General features: G+C 43.4%; 17 protein-coding genes. 11 read left to right on the forward strand and 6 right to left on the reverse strand.

The window, feature by feature from the left end; translation table 11 throughout:
* The first annotated feature begins 44 nt into the window (after window positions 1-44).
* From fdhF to V1498_RS01700, 6 genes are all read left to right on the forward strand, one after another.
* The gene (fdhF, locus tag V1498_RS01675; protein WP_409296597.1) at window positions 45-3,116 is read left to right on the forward strand and encodes a formate dehydrogenase subunit alpha; all 3,072 of its coding nucleotides are present in this window, start codon (window positions 45-47) and stop codon (window positions 3,114-3,116) included.
* 80 nt (window positions 3,117-3,196) lie between these two features.
* Window positions 3,197-3,673, forward strand: a complete 477-nt coding sequence (locus V1498_RS01680; RefSeq protein ID WP_409296598.1) for a DUF1641 domain-containing protein — start codon at window positions 3,197-3,199, stop codon at window positions 3,671-3,673.
* A 155-nt stretch (window positions 3,674-3,828) separates the two neighbouring features.
* Entirely contained in the window at window positions 3,829-4,176 is a 348-nt protein-coding gene (locus V1498_RS01685) for a DUF2294 domain-containing protein (protein ID WP_409296599.1), read from the forward strand.
* Window positions 4,177-4,493: 317 nt separating this feature from the next.
* Window positions 4,494-4,937, forward strand: a complete 444-nt coding sequence (locus tag V1498_RS01690; protein WP_409296600.1) for a hypothetical protein — start codon at window positions 4,494-4,496, stop codon at window positions 4,935-4,937.
* A 294-nt stretch (window positions 4,938-5,231) separates the two neighbouring features.
* The gene (locus tag V1498_RS01695; protein WP_409296601.1) at window positions 5,232-6,215 is read left to right on the forward strand and encodes an aldo/keto reductase; all 984 of its coding nucleotides are present in this window, start codon (window positions 5,232-5,234) and stop codon (window positions 6,213-6,215) included.
* A gap of 1,000 nt (window positions 6,216-7,215) precedes the next feature.
* A complete protein-coding gene (locus V1498_RS01700) occupies window positions 7,216-8,610 on the forward strand; it encodes an LVIVD repeat-containing protein (protein ID WP_409299094.1) in 1,395 nt (464 codons plus the stop codon).
* 339 nt (window positions 8,611-8,949) lie between these two features.
* On the opposite strand, the gene V1498_RS01705 is transcribed toward V1498_RS01700, so the two are convergent.
* Together V1498_RS01705 and V1498_RS01710 are read right to left on the reverse strand one after the other, a co-directional pair.
* Window positions 8,950-9,318 carry a DUF2750 domain-containing protein gene (locus V1498_RS01705; RefSeq protein ID WP_409296602.1) on the reverse strand — a complete coding sequence of 123 codons (369 nt, stop codon included), beginning with the start codon at window positions 9,316-9,318 and terminating at the stop codon, window positions 8,950-8,952.
* A gap of 316 nt (window positions 9,319-9,634) precedes the next feature.
* On the reverse strand, window positions 9,635-10,033 hold the full coding sequence (locus V1498_RS01710; protein WP_409296603.1) for a VOC family protein: 399 nt from the start codon (window positions 10,031-10,033) through the stop codon (window positions 9,635-9,637).
* A 428-nt stretch (window positions 10,034-10,461) separates the two neighbouring features.
* On the opposite strand from V1498_RS01710, the gene V1498_RS01715 reads away from it, so the two are divergent.
* Window positions 10,462-10,623 carry a hypothetical protein gene (locus V1498_RS01715; protein ID WP_409296604.1) on the forward strand — a complete coding sequence of 54 codons (162 nt, stop codon included), beginning with the start codon at window positions 10,462-10,464 and terminating at the stop codon, window positions 10,621-10,623.
* Window positions 10,624-10,902: 279 nt separating this feature from the next.
* Here V1498_RS01715 and V1498_RS01720 read toward each other — a convergent pair whose 3' ends face one another.
* Window positions 10,903-11,055 carry a hypothetical protein gene (locus V1498_RS01720; RefSeq protein ID WP_409296605.1) on the reverse strand — a complete coding sequence of 51 codons (153 nt, stop codon included), beginning with the start codon at window positions 11,053-11,055 and terminating at the stop codon, window positions 10,903-10,905.
* Between the two features lie 259 nt (window positions 11,056-11,314).
* On the opposite strand from V1498_RS01720, the gene V1498_RS01725 reads away from it, so the two are divergent.
* The 4 genes from V1498_RS01725 to V1498_RS01740 all read left to right on the forward strand — a co-directional run bounded on the left by V1498_RS01725 (window position 11,315) and on the right by V1498_RS01740 (window position 14,265).
* Entirely contained in the window at window positions 11,315-12,043 is a 729-nt protein-coding gene (locus V1498_RS01725; RefSeq protein WP_409296606.1) for an amino acid ABC transporter ATP-binding protein, read from the forward strand.
* 14 nt (window positions 12,044-12,057) lie between these two features.
* On the forward strand, window positions 12,058-12,864 hold the full coding sequence (locus V1498_RS01730) for a transporter substrate-binding domain-containing protein (protein WP_409296607.1): 807 nt from the start codon (window positions 12,058-12,060) through the stop codon (window positions 12,862-12,864).
* A gap of 86 nt (window positions 12,865-12,950) precedes the next feature.
* A complete protein-coding gene (locus V1498_RS01735) occupies window positions 12,951-13,589 on the forward strand; it encodes an amino acid ABC transporter permease (RefSeq protein ID WP_409296608.1) in 639 nt (212 codons plus the stop codon).
* 13 nt (window positions 13,590-13,602) lie between these two features.
* Window positions 13,603-14,265: an amino acid ABC transporter permease gene (locus V1498_RS01740; RefSeq protein ID WP_409296609.1), complete on the forward strand. Its 663-nt coding sequence runs from the start codon at window positions 13,603-13,605 to the stop codon at window positions 14,263-14,265.
* A 123-nt stretch (window positions 14,266-14,388) separates the two neighbouring features.
* Here V1498_RS01740 and V1498_RS01745 read toward each other — a convergent pair whose 3' ends face one another.
* The 3 genes from V1498_RS01745 to V1498_RS01755 all read right to left on the reverse strand — a co-directional run bounded on the left by V1498_RS01745 (window position 14,389) and on the right by V1498_RS01755 (window position 17,871).
* Window positions 14,389-15,831: a S8 family serine peptidase gene (locus tag V1498_RS01745; RefSeq protein ID WP_409296610.1), complete on the reverse strand. Its 1,443-nt coding sequence runs from the start codon at window positions 15,829-15,831 to the stop codon at window positions 14,389-14,391.
* 217 nt (window positions 15,832-16,048) lie between these two features.
* Window positions 16,049-16,621 carry a YjgB family protein gene (locus V1498_RS01750; RefSeq protein WP_409296611.1) on the reverse strand — a complete coding sequence of 191 codons (573 nt, stop codon included), beginning with the start codon at window positions 16,619-16,621 and terminating at the stop codon, window positions 16,049-16,051.
* A 50-nt stretch (window positions 16,622-16,671) separates the two neighbouring features.
* On the reverse strand, window positions 16,672-17,871 hold the full coding sequence (locus V1498_RS01755) for an MFS transporter (protein ID WP_409296612.1): 1,200 nt from the start codon (window positions 17,869-17,871) through the stop codon (window positions 16,672-16,674).
* Window positions 17,872-17,962 lie beyond the last annotated feature (91 nt).

The following is a 17,962-nucleotide window of genomic DNA, read 5'->3' on the forward strand; positions in this document are numbered from 1 at the left end:
TAGGCAAACACCGAGGTTTCTTTAACTTTCTGGGGGTAAGGAGTATGACAACAAAGACAGTTACTATTTCTATTGACGGGGAAACAAAAGAAGTAGTAGAAGGAGTACGCATTCTGGACCACTTAATGGCCGAAGGAGTGGAGCATCCACATATCTGCTATTCAGAAATTACCGGTCCTATTCAGACATGCGATACATGCATGTGTGAGATAGACGGGCAATTGATGAGAGCGTGTTCAACCACATTTACGGCTGGTATGGAAATTAAAACAAGCTCGGAGCTGGCTAAGTCGGCACAAGCAGAGGCCATGGACAGAATTCTTGAGAACCATATGCTTTATTGTACAGTGTGTGACAACAACAATGGCAATTGCCGCATACATAATACTGCAGAGCACATGGGTATAGAACATCAAAGCCGCCCATTCACACCAAAAGGATATGATGTGGATATCTCCCATCCATTCTACCGCTATGACCCGGATCAATGTATATTATGCGGACGCTGTGTTGAGGTTTGCCAGGATGTGCAGGTAAATGAAACGTTGACCATAGACTGGGAAAGCAATAAGCCAAGGGTACTTTGGGACGGAGGAAAGTCAATCAATGAATCCTCCTGTGTTTCATGCGGACAGTGCTCTACCGTTTGCCCTTGTAACGCATTACAGGAAAAATCTATGCTTGGCCAGGCCGGATTTATGTCTGGTATAGAAGATAATCTTTTATCACCAATGATTGATTTGGTAAAAGCAGTTGAACCAAGCTATACAGGTATTTTTGCTATCTCCGAAGTAGAAGCAGCTATGCGGGATACCAGAACCAGAAAAACTAAAACCGTTTGTACTTTCTGTGGTGTAGGCTGTTCATTTGAGGTGTGGACGAAAGGCCGTCAGATATTAAAAGTCGAGCCAGTTGAACAGGCACCAGTTAATAGTATTTCCACTTGTGTCAAAGGTAAGTTTGGCTGGGACTTTGTTAATTCTGAAGAAAGACTGACTACACCGCTGATCAGAAAGGGAGCTCAATTTGTCCGTGCTTCATGGGATGAGGCGCTGACTCTTATCTCACAAAAATTGGGGGCTATCCAGGCAGCTGATGGGCCTGACGCAATTGGCTTTGTTTCTTCTTCAAAAATTACAAATGAAGAAAATTACTTAATGCAAAAACTGGCCCGTCAGGTGTTTACAACAAATAATGTGGACAATTGCTCAAGATATTGCCAGTCACCTGCAACAGACGGTTTAATGTCAACAGTAGGGTTTGGAGGAGACTCCGGTACCATCGAGGATATTTCAAAAGCTGGATTAGTCATGATTGTTGGTGCAAATCCAACTGAAGGACATCCGGTTCTTGCAACCAGGGTAAAGCGTGCCCAAAAACTAAACGGCCAGAAATTGATTGTATCCGATCTGCGGAAACATGAAATGGCCGAGCGTGCCGACCTTTATGTTCATCCTAACCAGGGAACAGACTTTGTATGGCTTAGTGCCGTAGCAAATTATATTCTTGAGCAGGGCTGGTCAGATAAAGAATTTATCTTGAATCATGTTAACCAGTTCGAGGAATATAAAAATCATCTCTCCAAATTTACTTTAGAATACGCTGAACAAACTACAGGTATTTCAATAGACACACTGAAAGAAATAGCCCAAATGATTTATGAAGCCGATGGAACCTGTGTGCTTTGGGGAATGGGTGTTACACAAAACGTTGGAGGAAGCCATACATCTGCAGCTATATCTAATCTATTACTGCTGACTGGTAACTATATGCGTCCGGGTGCAGGTGCCTATCCTCTTCGTGGGCATAACAATGTCCAGGGAGCATGTGATATGGGAACTCTTCCAGGCTGGCTTCCAGGCTATCAGCATATTACAAATGAAATCGCCCGGGCTAAATTTGAAGAGGCATATGGAGTAGAAATATCCGGTAAGCCTGGTAAAGATAATATTCAAATGCTGGAGGCGGTCGAAGCTGGAGAGCTAAAAGCAATGTATCTTGTTGGTGAAGATATGGCGTGGATTGACTCTAATGCTAATCATGTACATGATACCTTATCCAAGCTTGAATTCTTTGTTGTCCAGGATGTTTTCTTTACAAAAACGGCTCAGTTTGCTGATGTCATTTTGCCTGCAGCACCATCACTTGAAAAGGATGGAACTTTCACAAATACAGAACGCCGGGTACAAAGACTCTACCAAGTTCTTGAACCTCTTGAGGATTCAATGCCAGACTGGTGGATTATCCAGCAGGTTGCTACCTATATGGGGGCAGAGTGGAATTATCAGCATCCTAGTGAAATATATGCAGAAATGGCAAGCCTTTCACCAATTTTTAAAGAAGCAAGCTATGAAAAACTTGAGGGCTGGAACAGCTTCTTGTGGGGCAGCAATACCGGTGAAAGCACTCCGCTGTTATTTACGGAAGGCTTTAATTTCCCTGATAAAAAGGCGGTATTTTCATTAGTTGACTACATTCCTCCACATCATTTTGGAGATGAATTTGACTTAGTTTTAAACAATGGCCGTTTGCTTGAGCATTTCCATGAAGGAAATATGACTAATAAATCAAAGGGCTTGCTTTATAAGCTTCCTGAAGTATTCGTCGAAGTTTCTCCTGAGCTTGCAAATATGCGCGGAGTTCTCGAGGGATCTCTTGTCAGATTAGTTTCTCCTTATGGAGCCATTAAGTTAAGAGCTACCATTACAGACAGGGTACAAGGAAAAGAGTTATATGTACCCATGCATTCTGTCAGCCATGAAAATGCGATTAACCTGCTTACAGGAAATGCAGGAGATGTTAAGACCAATACGCCTGCCTACAAGCAGACAAGGGTGAAAATGGAAATCCTGAATATAAAAGGAGATTCGCCGCTTCCTTCATTCAATCCAAGAAATGCAAAGCGCACACCGCAAATGGGGGCTGAAGTTCATCGTAAATGGAAACGTGATGATTATCAGCCGATTGCTTCAGTAAACGAGTATATAAAACCGGGTTCTCAGAAAACTCCCTCTGATAAGGAAGAAGTAAAACCAGAATCACAAAAAAATGATTTGGTTAACAAATCTGTAAAACAAATTTCTCGAGATGAAAAACAAGAATTAGTTCTGAAATAAATAAAAGAGGTAGAAAGTCCACTGCCAATGCTTCTTTTTGGTGTGGGCTTTCTGCGGTATAGAAAAGGGAGAACTTTAAAATGGCAAAACCAATTTCTATGATTTTTGAAGAACAAAATACTGATGCGGAAAAGAATCAGGAGTCAATTCAAAGTCTGAAGGAACACGCAGCAGAGAATACCGAGGCATTAAAACAAGCCCTGGTACTTCTAAGTGAGCTGCAGGAAAGTGGAATATTGGATGCTGCTGTTTCTCTGGTAAAAGCAAAAGAAAAAGTGGCGGAAATTGCTATTGAACAAATGGTCCGCCCACCTGTCACCAATATGATAAATAACGCCATGGCTGCTGCAGGAGCTTTAACTGAATTAGATCCAGAGTTTACAAAAAAGCTGGTTAACGGACTAAATTTGGGGATAAAGAAGGCTGAAGAAGGATTAAACTCCAATAAAAAGGCAAGTGTATGGGACCTTGTAAAGGCAATGAAGGACCCGGATATTAACCGTACCCTTCTATTTGGACTTAATCTAATAAAAGGTATTGGGCAAGGCTTGAAATAAAACAGCTAAAAATAACAATTATCTATTAGCAAGGGTAAAACTAAATGGAAAGTAAATGCTGATCTCAGCTCTGGTGCATTTTTTATATTTATAGCATGTTATTTATTTTTTGGCCCCTTCAAAGTCAATTTTGGGGAGGGAAAGGGGAAAAACAGATGAGCAAAAGGGAACATCAATTTAATGAAGTTGTCCGCAAAGTCCGAAAAGATCTATTTGGAAAAGGTCCTGATTCTATAAAAACGGTATTTGTTGATAATATGGCCATTACCACATTAAAAGGAAATCTTACCCCGGTTGAAAAGTTTATTATGCAGAGTCCGGAAGGCTTTGAACAAGTGCACAGAGCAAGGACTAAAATGATTCAGAGCCACTATAAAAAGGAGCCTCCAGAAGAGCTCGAAGAAGTAATGCAAAGTAAGCTGATTCAATTGTTTTCGGACATTAATATTGAAGAAGATATCGCTGTATCTGTCTTCATGTTTGAACAGTCGATTGAGAGGTGACTTTAATTGTGCTGTAAAATGAAACAAATCTTACTATTACTCTAAAGCTAAAACAGGAAGAGTCTGCTGCACTTGTGTGCACTTCTGAATATTGGAAGACCTGGTTATTGGATTTCAAAGAGACTCAAGGTTCCCCTGCAAAGTTATTCGTCAATCGTTGCAGCATGGAGATGAAAGCCAGGTCAAATTTATGTTTATCTTAGGATAAATCAGCCTGCTGGTAAAAAAAGGCGGTACATGAATAGCTTTAAAACCCAAAAAGAGAGGGTATGTGAACCGTATGAGGAATACTTTCGGATTGGAGGGTACAGGAAGCTATGAAAAAATCAATGCCCATCATAGTAACGTCTCTGCTTTCGGCCGCCGGGGCAGCACTTACTCTAACAGCTTATAAAAAAAGACAAAATGACGAGCGTAAACAGTTAGATGATGCAGATATGCTGGAGCGGAAACAGGAGGAAGCCGTCGCGATTGCGAAGGTTTTGGAAGGTGATTGGCAAGCACGGATGGCTCTTGCGTGGAAGATGATTAACGAAGACCGCACACATGAAGTAAGTAACCTAATCTGCCTGGAAACATTGGAACCAAAAGAGCAGAAACAGCAGGAACAAAAGCCGGCTAAGTCCGAATCAAAAACCAGTGATCAAGAACCTGGCGATTCTTATGTATGGAATAGTAAAGAGTCGGATGAAATGGATATAGTTAAAGCGGATAGGGATTCTGCACATAGTAATTCGACTACTCTTCCTAACTTTCACTAACCAAAAAATGGTATAGCAGCAGTGTTATAGTGGACCCAGCGGGTAATATGAGAAAATCTCCTCAAACAAACCAGGTTAGAGGAGGTTTTTTATTATGTTTTTTTGTGGAAAAGGGGCGGAGCTGTATGAAATTATCTTATTTCCAGTTAATGACCATATCGAAACTGACTCTTGTAAACAATGGTGTTTAAATTCCAACCAGACAAGGAATTAAATGAAAGCAGCCTTTTTTATTATGCAGCCTGTCCGTTGATAAGAAGCAGTAAAAACTAGTCTTATTTTTTAATTGGAGGAATGAATATGAGCTTAATTAAAGGAAAACTGGGGTTTGGAACCGCCCCGCTTGGCAATATGTTCAGAGATGTTCCAGAAGAGGAAGCAAGACGCACGATTGAGACTGCCTGGGAAGAGGGAGTCCGCTATTTTGATACAGCGCCTTTTTATGGTGCGGGATTAGCCGAACTTCGGCTTGGAGAAGTGCTCTCACAGTATAATCGTGATGACTTTTTATTATCCACGAAGGTAGGGCGGGTCATTGAGGATGAGACGGAAGAAAAGGAAGGGATGTTTGAGTACGGCCGCAAGAACAAGGTGACGACGGATTATAGTGAAGATGCGACAATGCGGTCCGTGGAGCAGAGCCTGGAGCGGTTGAAAACGGATCGTCTGGATTTTGTGTATGTACATGATGTTTCCCCGGATTTTCATGGTGACGAATGGGTCGGCCAGTTTGATATTGCAAGAAGGGGGGCATTCCGTGTCCTCGAACGCCTTAAGCAAGAGGGCGTGGTGAAGGCGTGGGGACTTGGCGTCAACCATACGGAGCCGATTGAGCTCGCCATGGAACTGGAGGAACTGCAGCCTGACATCTGCCTGCAGGCGACCCATTATACACTATTGAATCATGAGTATGCTCTGACAAGATTGATGCCGAGGGCAGTAGAAAAGAATGTGAAGATAGTGGTCGGAGCGCCATTCAATTCCAGGGTGCTGGTTGGAGGGGATCATTTCGATTATGGAAAAATCCCTGAAGACATTGCGGCAAAAGCAAAGAGAATACAGCAGGCTGCAGAGAAGCACGGCATCAGCGTAAAAAGCGCCGCACTTCAGTTTTCAATGGCTCATCCTGCGGTAGCGGCTGTCATTCCTGGCTCTACCCGGCCCCAGCACGTGAAGGAGGATCTGGCGGCTTCCAAAGAAAAAATTCCGGCCGCCTTCTGGCAGGAACTGAAAGAAGAAAAGCTTGTAGCGCCAAATGCACCTTTACCGACGGATTAAAGGGTCAAAGACAGTCATCCGTTCGTTTGTATTCGGCAATTAATTTTTGCTATAAATGGAAGTATCTTATATGAATGTAAAAAGAGCCGAAATACGTAAGTAGTGCATAAAAACTTGCATATTTTAGGCTCTCTAATTTTTACTCTTTATTTTGTTGAAGCACCTGGTAGTGAAGCAAAGCCATTTTTTATTCGATCGCATAGAATACTCGAACTGTTCCAAAGAGTTTAATCCTAGTTATGGTTGTTGCTCCAGCTGCAATTATTTTACTCCAACGAGAAGGGCCTGAATTCAAGCCATGTACCACCAATTTGATATCTAACTTTTATGTGGCCAGTCTCTTTTTAAAAGGCTGTTTTCGTAAATATTTTGTATCATACGAATATTTGTAATCCAGGTTAGCTGAATCAACGATCGAGCTTACTTTTCAATTGGTTCCATAATTAATGGTCGTTTTGCGTCCTGAAGGATAAAGAGTACTTAATGTGTTCTCAGGCTGTCGAGAAGTTTCTCGACAGCCTGAGCCCCCTCCATTATAATCGAGGGCTTTGTTTATTATTCGTTTATACAAAAGGAAGAAACACGGATGGTGTAACTGCCCTCTGGTAGCGATACTAACAATTAGGCTTTCGCAAAATTAACTTGTTAATTGTAAATGACTGATCCGCTATCGCGTTGGCCAGAATGCAATAGTATTTTTAATAGACTATAAGGAACACCCCTCCAGAGAACGTTTATAAACATTCATCACTGTTAAAGAAAAAGAGCCGATATTGGGTCTTTTTTTAATACGTGACATGAAGTGGGGGCCACCCAACCGTGTGCGGTATTAGATTGATCCACCAGGTAGCCCAAATACCGTTATAATTAAAACTTTATGGTTTTCATGTCACTTTCTGTCATACTTTAATATTTAAAATATATTGAAAATTTTAACTATTCTGATTTATACTTTATTAAGCAATGAATGATAGAAGGCGAGGGGTTTTTATTGAAAAATATTAAAAGAAATATGGTTTTAAGCATAGCACTTGCAAGTACTTTATCTCTTTCTGCAGTTCCTTTTAACGTATTGGCCCACGACGAACTAGGAGACGTAAACATTGAAAAGGGAGAGAGAACCAATTATGACAATGTCGCGGCTCCAGTATTAGAGGGAAGTAAGAATCTGAAGTTTATATACGAGGCTTCAGCCCCAGAGATGAAAGTGGTCAGGCCAGACGGGAAGCAAAACAGCTTTGGGGATGTCTATAGTTATAAAGGATATGCATATGTCGGGACACATACAAAGAATGGCGGAAATGGCGGGGTTAGGGTATTCGATTTGAAAGATCCATCCAACCCTAAAGAAGTTGCCGTCTTTGCCAACAATGATATTCCGGGGACATGGCAAGAAAAAGTCATCGTTCAGTCGGTCAACACACCAAATTTTAAAGGTGATTTGGCTGTGGTTAGTGTTCAGCAGTTAAACAGAAATAACCCCGCTTCAAAAGGCGGCTTCCTATTATATGATGTGACAAATCCAAATCAACCGAAAAAATTAGGGTTCTGGGAAGTAACCAAAAAAACAAATGGGACTCATGAATTATTTTTAACGGTTCAAGGAAATAAAGCTATTGTTCTTGCGGCAAACCCCTATGCTGATTACTATAGCCATGGAGAAGAAAAAGATTTTCAAATTGTTGATGTGAGTAATCCGGCTGCCCCGAAGACACTCTGGCAGTTTGACCCGAGAAGCTTGCCTGAAATTCCAGAGGATTTCAACGGATATCATTGGCATACTCCAGATGGAAAGATTAGACCAGTATTCAATCATAGCACGATGGTGGATGGTAAGTATGCATATGTCTCAATGTGGGATTTGGGAACAGCCATCTTTGATATTAGCAATCCAGAAAAACCTGTATACCTGGGCAGAACTGATTTTGCCTCCAATCAGCAAGGATCAGCCCACTCTTCGGCTGTTGCTAAGGGAGGCACAATATTAATAGAAACGAGAGAGGTTTATTCTCCTATTAAAGCTGGTTATGAAGCTGCGTATGGATATACACGAATCTTTGATATTAAGGATAAAACAAATCCTAAGTTATTAAGTGAGTTTAAGACAGATTTAACAGAGGCTGAGGCTGGAGCACCTGCTACATTTGCAAGAACTGTTCATGATCCAAAAGTGCAGGGCAACACTCTCTATTTATCTCATTACGCTGGTGGAGTTCGTGCTGTAGATATCACCAATCCATCAAATCCAGTACAAATTGGCAGCTATGTTCCTAAAAATTCGGACATTTGGGGTGTGTTTGTCGACAGAAATTACATCTTAGCTTCCGATATCGGCAGCGGATTGAAAGTATTATTAAAAAATAATGGTAACGAAAGTCCAGACCAACAAAACTAGTTATTACTAAATATGAAAAAGAACAGGAGTCGTTTGTATATCGGCTTCTGTTTCATTAATGTTACAAGCACCTTTGGAAATGGTTTAGTATAATTGCATTATGCTAGGAAAGGTAACATACATACCAGCAGTTAAGATTGTTTGCCCTGGCGATATCCTATTGCATTATCTGGTGAATTAGCACTCAATTCCGCCGTCAATACTATTGAGGATATTGTAAATAATGTGGTTAAGTTAGTTAAATAAAATTAAGCCCTATTTGTTAGAAAAGGGCTCTTTTTTATGTTTTATGATCCTTGAACTAACGCACCCGTATGAAAGAAGAACTGTGAGGAAGCCCTATAAATTGCGAATCATCTCCTTTATTTCATTACGACTTTGAATGATTGCATCGTTTTCGTTAGGGAAAATCGAAGCGGCACCACCGTCTTTTTCAATATCCATTAGCAAATCATCTAGAAACATTGAAAGTGGCATGTTGAACGCTTCGTATGACTTATCTAATTTGGCAGCCTCCATTTCAGCAAAGCTTCGTCTTGGCCAAACAGGTAGTAAAAATGAGAAGTCTTCATCATCTTCTAATAGTAATAAGTCACCATTTTCGTTACGTAGTAACCACACCTGTTCATCTGTTACAACAATACTATAAAAGTATGCAAGTCTCTTTTCAGCGGGACGCTTTAAGATAAATTGCTTAATAAATTTCATATAGGTCGTCATTCCTTTAAGATACTTTATAAAAAATATACTAAATATAATAAAAGGTTACTATATTTATTTCATGCAATTCTCATTTCAAATCATACGAATTATCCAAACACTTTCTTCAACTGACTGACCCGTTAGCGGAATAACAAAAAAACTGCCACAGCAGCCAACTTTTTTCAACTAACGCACCTGTTTGTTTAAGTATAATATTTCACAAAAATCAAAAAAATAAAGCTTTAAGATAAAAATAGGTCATACCCTTTTTAAAGTCATACCCCATTACCTAATGGAGTTTTATTAATTTCCCCTAAAACATTTACAAAGGAAGATTTAGTTGCCACGAAACTCCGAAACGGTCATTTACCCAACCAAACTTTTTACTGAAACCATAATTATTTAAAGGCATAAGTGCTTGTCCACCTTCATTAAGTTTCTCATAAAGATTGTCAAGTTCATTTTCAGTATTACAAGTAACAAAAATTGAGAAGGAAGGTGTAAAAGAGAATTGATGTTTTACATGACTGTCAATACACATAAATTCTTGCTCTTTCAAGGTAAAAGTAGCCTGCATTACGGTGCCTTCTGGTCCAGCTTCATTAGCTCCATACCTAACAATTTTTGAAATTCGAGAATCCTCAATGATGGAAGTATAAAAATCCATCGCTTCTTCTGCATTGCCATCTTGAAACATTAAAAACGGTGTTATCTTTTCCATACTTATCCTCCCAATGTTATGTACTAAATTTATTATAGTTTTTCATGTTGATCTATACTACCCAGTTTGTTTATAAATATTAGTGCATTACAAGTTTTCTTTGCGAAATCATTCATCAAGTTTAATAAACATACTGCCAAAACATACATCAATTAAATGCAAGAAACACCGTTGAACTTATTGGGGAACTTTTTTATTTATTTTGAGCTATAGGTGTTTGGTACAGAAACTTAAAAATCACTCAACATAAATCATGTTGTACTAAGGAAGCCAGAACTTTATTAATATAATCAAAAGGCGGCTGACATGATTTCAGGTAAAGCTGTTTATGCGTTTTACACTGTACAGGACAAGTGTTGCATCAGGTTAGCAAGGGGAGAGAAAGCTCCATTATGGTGTTAAAAAAATAAGTAGAATAAGGTGAGACTATGAACATTGGAGATTACATGCCAGCAATAGGTATGATGTTTTTCCACTACTTGTTTGAAGGTGAAAAATTTAAGGGAAGACCTTTTTACCATCACATCATAGAATATGCCACACTGCTTGGGCTGATAGTTGCTGTAGACAAAATTGTTGGATTTTTTTAGATGGATTCCGTGGAATTGAATAAATTTATGAGGCAACCTTTCTAAGTAAAGTTGAAATAACAACTAAGATTAGCACTTTAATCCCATCTGCTTCATTGGGGATCCGGGCATCGGGGGGGATTCGTCAAAGCCTTCAAATTGCCTGTCATCAGCCAGGTTGGAATAGGGGGAAGGAAATGCTGTAGCGAAGGGTGTGGAAGGTTTAGAAACTTTTCGTTTTCACCCGGTTTCTGCCTGTCTTTGTTTGCACAAAAAACCCGGGGATCAGGAACCCTTTTTTTATCTGTCATAGAGGCGCTGTAAATCCTCGTACTGGAAGGTGAAGCCGCATTGACTGGCTGTATTGACGACAAGGACCACCTTGCCCTTATATGTATCCAGATGGACATCCAGCCCATTCATGGCTTTTGCCGAGTAATCATAGATGCTCATTTTTTTATCCTCCAATTTAATTTTTTATAGGAATATAGAAGCGGTGCTATCTACTCGTTTATCGGCATTCCCACCGATATATTCACCGATTGCAGAGGATAAGTATGATAAAAGAATCGTTTCAGCTGCATATCTGCTTTTTTATGAGTAAAATGTCACAATTTGACTAACTGGCTGACTATGAATATAATTTAATTAATTCTGAAATTTTTGATAATGCAATATACATATATATATTAGCTTTTACAGGAGGCCGCGAATGATTGAATTTAGCAAAGTGAATAAGTTTTATGGGGACTTTCAAGTCTTGAAAGATATCAATCTCACTATCAATAAAGGGGAGGTTGTGGTAGTAATAGGGCCATCCGGGTCAGGGAAAAGCACTTTGCTGAGATGCATCAATCATCTGGAGACGATCTCTGACGGGACCCTGACGGTGAACGGGATATCAGTGGGAGATAAGAAGACAGACATCAATAAACTCCGGCGCAATATCGGAATGGTGTTTCAGCATTTTTATTTATACCCGCACAAGACCGTACTTCAAAATATCACGCTTGCCCCGATGAAGGTTTTGGGGCAATCCGAGCAGGAAGCAAAAGAAACGGCCAGGCACTATCTGGAAAAGGTAGGAATATCCGAGAAGGCGGATTCGTATCCATCGCAGCTCTCAGGAGGCCAGCAGCAGCGGGTGGCGATTGCGCGGGGCCTTGCGATGAAGCCGGAGGTCATGCTGTTTGATGAACCGACCTCGGCGCTGGATCCCGAGATGATCGGCGAAGTGCTTGATGTCATGAAGGCACTTGCCAAGGAAGGAATGACGATGGTCGTGGTGACCCATGAAATGGGCTTTGCCCGTGAGGTAGCCGACCGGATCGTATTTATGGATGAAGGACGAATATTGGAAGAAGCAATTCCGGCTGATTTTTATGCGAATCCCCGTGAAGAGCGGGCTCAATTATTCCTCAGCCGTATATTAAATCATTAATAGGGGGTAACAAGATGTTCAGAAACAAAAAAGTCTTCAAAATGGCACTGGTTTCTACCATGGCTGCGCTCATGCTTTCTGCATGCGGCGGAGGCGATTCAAAGGAAGGAAGCAAGGATGTTCTTGCCCAGATCAAGGAAGACAAGAAAATCGTATTTGGCGTAAAGCATGATACCCGTTTATTCGGCTTGAAGAATCCGTCATCGGGCAAAGTGGAAGGCTTCGACATTGACCTTTCCGCGGCGCTTGCAAAAGAAATGTTCGGGTCTGATGTAAAGCCTGAATACAAAGAGGTAACCTCTAAAACGAGGGTAGGCCTTTTAAATAACGGCAAGGTGGACGCAGTCGTGGCCACGATGACCATTAATGAAGAGCGTAAAAAAGAAGTTGATTTCACGGATGTCTATTTTGACGCCGGACAGTCCCTGCTTGTGAAAAAGGGAAGCAAGGTGGGAGGACTGGATGACTTGAAGAAAGGTACGAAGGTACTTGCGGTTAAGGGATCCACTTCAGCCGTCAATATCCGTGAAAAAGCTCCAGAAACAGAAGTGCTTGAATTTGAAAACTACGCAGAGGCCTTTACTGCATTGAAGTCAGGGAAGGGTGACGCGTTAACAACCGATGATGCGATCCTTTACGGAATGGCTGAAGAAGATCCGTCCTATGAGCTCGTTGGCGGCACCTTCACGGAAGAACCATACGGCATCGCTGTCAAAAAGGGCAATAAGAAGCTTGTGGATGAATTGAACAAGGCGCTTAAGACCCTTAAGGATAATGGGGAATATGACAAGATCAAGAGCAAGTGGATTAAAGAGCAATAATCTATATTGAGGTTTCTGATCAGGATGAGCTGATGTCCGGAAATGCTCCGGACCTCTCTCATCCTGATTGATTAGGAGGAGATCGTTTGCTGGATATCTCTATACTTACAGATAATATGGACTCATTCTTGGATGGTTTTGTTAATACGATTTATGTGAGTTTAATCGCTTTGATCTGCAGCTTTTTGCTGGGGACACTCATCGCTGTCATGCGCATTGCGCCGCTCAAGCCGCTTAACTGGATTGGGACTGCATATGTTGAGTTCATCCGGAATATACCGGTGCTTGTTATCGTGTTCTTTACCTATCTGGCCGGGAATTTCGGCGGATTTACAGCGGGCACCATCGGACTAACCATCTATACGGCCGCCTTTATCGCTGAAGCGATCCGTGCCGGAATCATGTCTGTGCCGAGGGGGCAGATGGAAGCGGCCAGGTCATCGGGCTTAAGCTATGGACAGGCCATGAGGCTCGTCATTCTGCCGCAGGCAATCAAGATCGTCATCCCGCCGCTTGGCAACCAGTTCATCAATCTGGTCAAGAATTCGTCCCTGCTGGCTGTAGTAGCGGGGGGAGATTTGATGTATCAGGGTGATTTGATCAATGCCAAGACTTTCGCCTACGTGGATACATATGTGTTTGTTGGTATATTTTATTTAATTTTGACAATTCCTTTGAGCTTTGGCGTCGGGTACCTGGAAAAACGCCTGGCCAGAAGCAATTGAGGAGGTGCACCCCATGGACTTTTTAGCACCATTCATTGAAGTATACACTCCGAGTCATTTGAAATTTTTGCTTGAAGGCTTCCTGGTCACGCTCAAGGTGGCAGCCATATCGATTGTGCTCAGCTTTATCATCGGGGCTGTGGTAGGGACTCTAAGGTATGCAAAGATCCCGGTTGTATCCCAGGTCCTTGCCGTCATTGTTGAGACCATTCGTAATCTCCCTTTGCTGCTGATCATCTTCTTCACCTATTTTGCCCTGCCTGAACTCGGCATCGAAATGGAAATCACGACTGCAGCCATTGCCGCACTGACCGTTTTCGAAGCGGCCATGCTGTCGGAAATCATCCGAAGCGGCCTCAACTCCATCGAAAAGGGGCAGGTGGAAGCGGGGCGCTCGTCTGGCCTGAGCTACGTCCAGACCTTACGCTATATCGTCATGCCGCAGGCTTTGAGGAGGATGGTGCCGCCGATCGTCAGCCAGTTCATCTCCCTGCTGAAGGATACGTCACTCGCGGTCGTCATTGCCCTGCCTGATCTGCTGCATAACGGACAGATCCTCTATGCGCAGAAAGAATCCTATGTCATCCCTGTCTTCCTGATTGTGGCACTGATGTACTTCATCGTGAACTATGCCCTGTCACAAATCGCTAGAAGGCTTGAATTAAAACAGAGTTAACTATCATTTAGCGCTGAAAATGAAAGACCGGCCAAATCCTTACTCTGTTAAGGATCTGGCCGGTCTTTTCTATAGGTGCCGCTGCCTGACTGCTGAATCAACGGAAAAGAGGGGAGAAGAAACTTATTCAATTTCTTCTATAACGAGCTTCAGGAATGTATCAGTTCCAGGCACAATTTCAATGTCTTCAATCAGTGTCTCAGCCTCTGTTGAACCTTCAGGCACCCAGCCGATCAGATAGCTGCTGGCAGGCAGGTTGAAAAGGCGGAACATGCCGTCTGCCTTTGTCATATATTCCCGGACTTCCTGGTTGGTCTCTTTGCTGAAGGCAATGATGGTCGTATTTTCAAGCGGCTGGTTGTTTTCATCTACGGCCTGTCCATAAAATGAGCCTAGAGGATCCCAATCATGGGAACGGTTCTTCTTCAGCACCCTCACGGCTTTGCTTAGATTGAGGAGTCCATATCCGTAAAATGGCACCCATTCCTTCTGATCGGTATCAATGGGACGGGCAGAACGCTGGATGGCCTGGACAACTTCCTGGTTCGAAACTTGCGGGGAGAGGGCGCGGAGCAGGGCGGCTGCACCGCTTACGAAAGGGGCGGCCATTGAAGTGCCCTGCATGGCATCATAGTTGGGAAGTGTGTTCGGTACAGGATAAGGTTGCGTGGTCGATAGGATGGCAGTGCCCGGAGCCGCGATTCCGATGTAGATACCCCAGTTGGAAAAAGGGGCCAGGCGGTCTTCTTTATCTGTCGCGCTTACGCCTAAAACAAAATTGTAAGCAGCCGGGTAGCTTGGGACTTCATGCCCTTCATTTCCTCCAGCCGCCACGAGGACGATTCCCCTGTTCCATGCCAGTTCTATTGCATTCTGTTCAGCCTGGTTATAGCCTGGGCCGCCAAAGCTCATATTGATCACATCCACTCCGTTTGCAATGGAGTAGAAAATGGCATCCAGGATGGCTTCGGAGGTGAAATCATCGTTCCCGAGGCGGACCGGGATGATGTAGGATGTGTTAAAGCTTGTCCCGGCAACGCCTGTCCGGTTGTCTGTAACAGCCCCCAAAATGCCGGCTACATGTGTTCCATGGCCGTCGCGGTCTATATAATCGTTTGGATCAGCCGAACCAAAGTTGATTGGATTGATAATCTTCTCCCTCAAATCGGGATGATTGGGATCGATGCCTGTATCCAATACCGCAGCTCTCGCTCTTGAGCGGAGGTTCTTTACTTTATCAAAAGCGCGTTCCGGCTTGATCCTCCGCAGGCCCCATTGGCCTTGCGGGCCATCGCTTGTTGTGGGTGCAGGTTCAAGGTAATAGGGATCGTTTGGGATGCAGGAGGGCTGGCGCAGATAGTTAAAGTCCACGAATACGACGTCCGGCAGGTGGAGATACAGTTTGCGGTACTTTTTCTCCTCCCCTTCCGGCACTTCGATGACATCTACATTGATTTGGGGATATCTTTTAACGATTTTTGTGCCCAGCTTCCTGTGGAGCTTGTCCTTGGTGATGGCAGATACCTGGTCCCGGAAGCCAACCAGTAATTTTCCTAAATTTATCAAAAGCTGTCCCTGCCTTTAATTTTTTCTATATGCTATTCAGAAAAAATGAGACAGGCACGGCGGGGGACAGGGGAAACTTGTCCCGACTTTGCTTGATAAAGAGAAGGGAAGGGCTGATCCTCCGTGCAGTGCGAGAGGAGAGAGCGAGTTTAATCAAACGTTTGATTAATAGGAAAAAATAAAACAGCAGCCCCTGTGGCCGCTGTTTTCAGTCCAGTTATTTTAAGTTTACATGATCCGCTGTTCCGTCGGTCCCGATTACAAACTGCAGCTCATAATTCCCTGTCTCATAAATATAACTTGTCTCCCCGGTCCCGGGAATGCTGCGGATATAATCCGCACTGCCAAGCTCACGTCCGAGAACTGCGGCTGTTATGCCGCCAAGATTATGACCGCGCTCTACATTGGTGCCGAAGAAGCGGATTTCCTTCACGATGTTGTTCTTGTCATATGAAAAGCCATAGCCTGGATTGCCCATATTGGCACCGTAGATGTCAAACGGGCTGTCGGTTGTCCTTGGCATAGGAGCCGGTCCCCATCGGTCCTGGATGTCTGTGCGCGTGGTCTTATGGAGGATGAAGCTTTCCGCATTTCCGGGGAATCCTCCGTGATATGCACTGTCATGAATTTCATGCAGCTTTTTCACCGCGTCCTCCTGTGCTGTATCGTCCTCAGATTCAACCACAGAAGCATGCGCCGGTTCAATAGGGAAGGCTGCGCCAGTAAGGGTAACCGAGCCGGTTAGGAATAGAGCCGCGGCAATGGGAACTGTAGGTTTTTTTGATAGCATAAGAATCCCTCCTATACTTATACCTTCCACCGGTGCAGCTTCTTAAACGATTAATTTTTGCCACTCTTATCAAGCCTGAAGTTAATGAAGGCAAGAGCGGAAGCAGCAAGGGCTGCCAATGCCCCGGCCCATGGCAGGTGAGTGAGGCTGCCCGAAGATACAACCACCCCGCCGAGTGCTGAACCGGAGGCAATTCCGATATTGACGGACACAGGAGTCAGGGAAGAAGCAAAGTCCTGGGCCCCGGGAGAATACTTTTTGGCTAAGTCCATGAAGTATAGCTGAATGGAGGCATTCATGGCATAAAGCATGACCGCGATCAGCATGATGCTGACCAGCCCAAGGAACGCTGAATCCATCGTGAAGTATAGGGAAGCAAGGACAGCGGCCTGGATGAGAAAGACATAACGGAGCTTGCCGATTCCATTATGCCGTGCGATTTTTCCTGCGAGCACATTGCTCAAAATGGAAAATAGTCCATATGACAGCAATACGATTCCATTGAAACGGGCCGATAGGTGCAATCCGTCCTGCAGGATGGGTGTTATATAGGTATAGATGGTGTATGTTCCCGTGAAGCAGAAGATCGGGATGAAGAAAGCGAGCAGAATCCTGGGCTGAGTAAATAACTTGATCGAATCTGCTAAACTGCTTTTTTGGCCCCGCAAATCTCTTGGCAGGACCAGCATGCTGATGATAAGAGCGAGTATGCCAAGTGCAGCAGTGAGCCAAAATGTTAACTGCCATCCTCCAAGCTGACCTGTAAAGGTACCGAGCGGCACACCCATCACATTGGCGATGGTAAAGCCGGCGAAAATCAGGGCGATGGCAGACGATCTTCTCTCCTTAGGCATCACATCATTTGCTACACTCATGGCCAGTGCCGTCAGCACACCGCTCACCACAGCCGTGATGATACGGGAGGCCATTAATAGGGAGAACGATTCCGATAAGGCGCTGACAATGTTCCCGATAATAAAGATACAAAGTAGAGAGAGCATGAGCGGATACTTCGGGTATCTGCTGACAAAGGCTGTGATGATAGGGGTGCCTGCAGCATAGGCAATCGCAAAGCCTGAAACCAGCGAGCCGGCCGCGGCCACGGTGACGCCTATATCAGATGCCACCTCCTTCAGCAGCCCGACAATTACAAACTCACTCGTACCTAATACGAAGGTGAGGAGGGTGAGAGTAAATATAAGGAGTGTATGCTGTCTCCTGAGTGCTGCATTCTGTGCTGAATGATCCATAGATGATACCTCCCAGTATTATTTAAAAATTTAAATATCTAGTTTTTTCGATATTTACGGAAATAAAAAAAACGGAGATCTTTTCCGTTCT

Origin of the sequence: Paraperibacillus marinus, assembly GCF_046237605.1 — a bacterium.
GTDB classification, from domain to species: Bacteria; Bacillota; Bacilli; order Bacillales; family DSM-1321; genus Paraperibacillus; species Paraperibacillus marinus.

Excerpts from the sequence above, each read along its gene's own strand:
- V1498_RS01740 (WP_409296609.1), top strand. The coding sequence starts at position 13,603 with ATGGACTTTTTAGCACCATTCATTGAAGTATACACTCCGAGTCATTTG.
- V1498_RS01715 (WP_409296604.1), top strand. The coding sequence starts at position 10,462 with ATGAACATTGGAGATTACATGCCAGCAATAGGTATGATGTTTTTCCAC.
- fdhF (WP_409296597.1), top strand. The coding sequence starts at position 45 with ATGACAACAAAGACAGTTACTATTTCTATTGACGGGGAAACAAAAGAA.
- V1498_RS01705 (WP_409296602.1), bottom strand. The coding sequence starts at position 9,318 with ATGAAATTTATTAAGCAATTTATCTTAAAGCGTCCCGCTGAAAAGAGA.
- V1498_RS01755 (WP_409296612.1), bottom strand. The coding sequence starts at position 17,871 with ATGGATCATTCAGCACAGAATGCAGCACTCAGGAGACAGCATACACTC.
- V1498_RS01680 (WP_409296598.1), top strand. The coding sequence starts at position 3,197 with ATGGCAAAACCAATTTCTATGATTTTTGAAGAACAAAATACTGATGCG.
- V1498_RS01695 (WP_409296601.1), top strand. The coding sequence starts at position 5,232 with ATGAATATGAGCTTAATTAAAGGAAAACTGGGGTTTGGAACCGCCCCG.
- V1498_RS01725 (WP_409296606.1), top strand. The coding sequence starts at position 11,315 with ATGATTGAATTTAGCAAAGTGAATAAGTTTTATGGGGACTTTCAAGTC.
- V1498_RS01710 (WP_409296603.1), bottom strand. The coding sequence starts at position 10,033 with ATGGAAAAGATAACACCGTTTTTAATGTTTCAAGATGGCAATGCAGAA.
- V1498_RS01730 (WP_409296607.1), top strand. The coding sequence starts at position 12,058 with ATGTTCAGAAACAAAAAAGTCTTCAAAATGGCACTGGTTTCTACCATG.
- V1498_RS01720 (WP_409296605.1), bottom strand. The coding sequence starts at position 11,055 with ATGAGCATCTATGATTACTCGGCAAAAGCCATGAATGGGCTGGATGTC.
- V1498_RS01685 (WP_409296599.1), top strand. The coding sequence starts at position 3,829 with ATGAGCAAAAGGGAACATCAATTTAATGAAGTTGTCCGCAAAGTCCGA.
- V1498_RS01750 (WP_409296611.1), bottom strand. The coding sequence starts at position 16,621 with ATGCTATCAAAAAAACCTACAGTTCCCATTGCCGCGGCTCTATTCCTA.
- V1498_RS01690 (WP_409296600.1), top strand. The coding sequence starts at position 4,494 with ATGAAAAAATCAATGCCCATCATAGTAACGTCTCTGCTTTCGGCCGCC.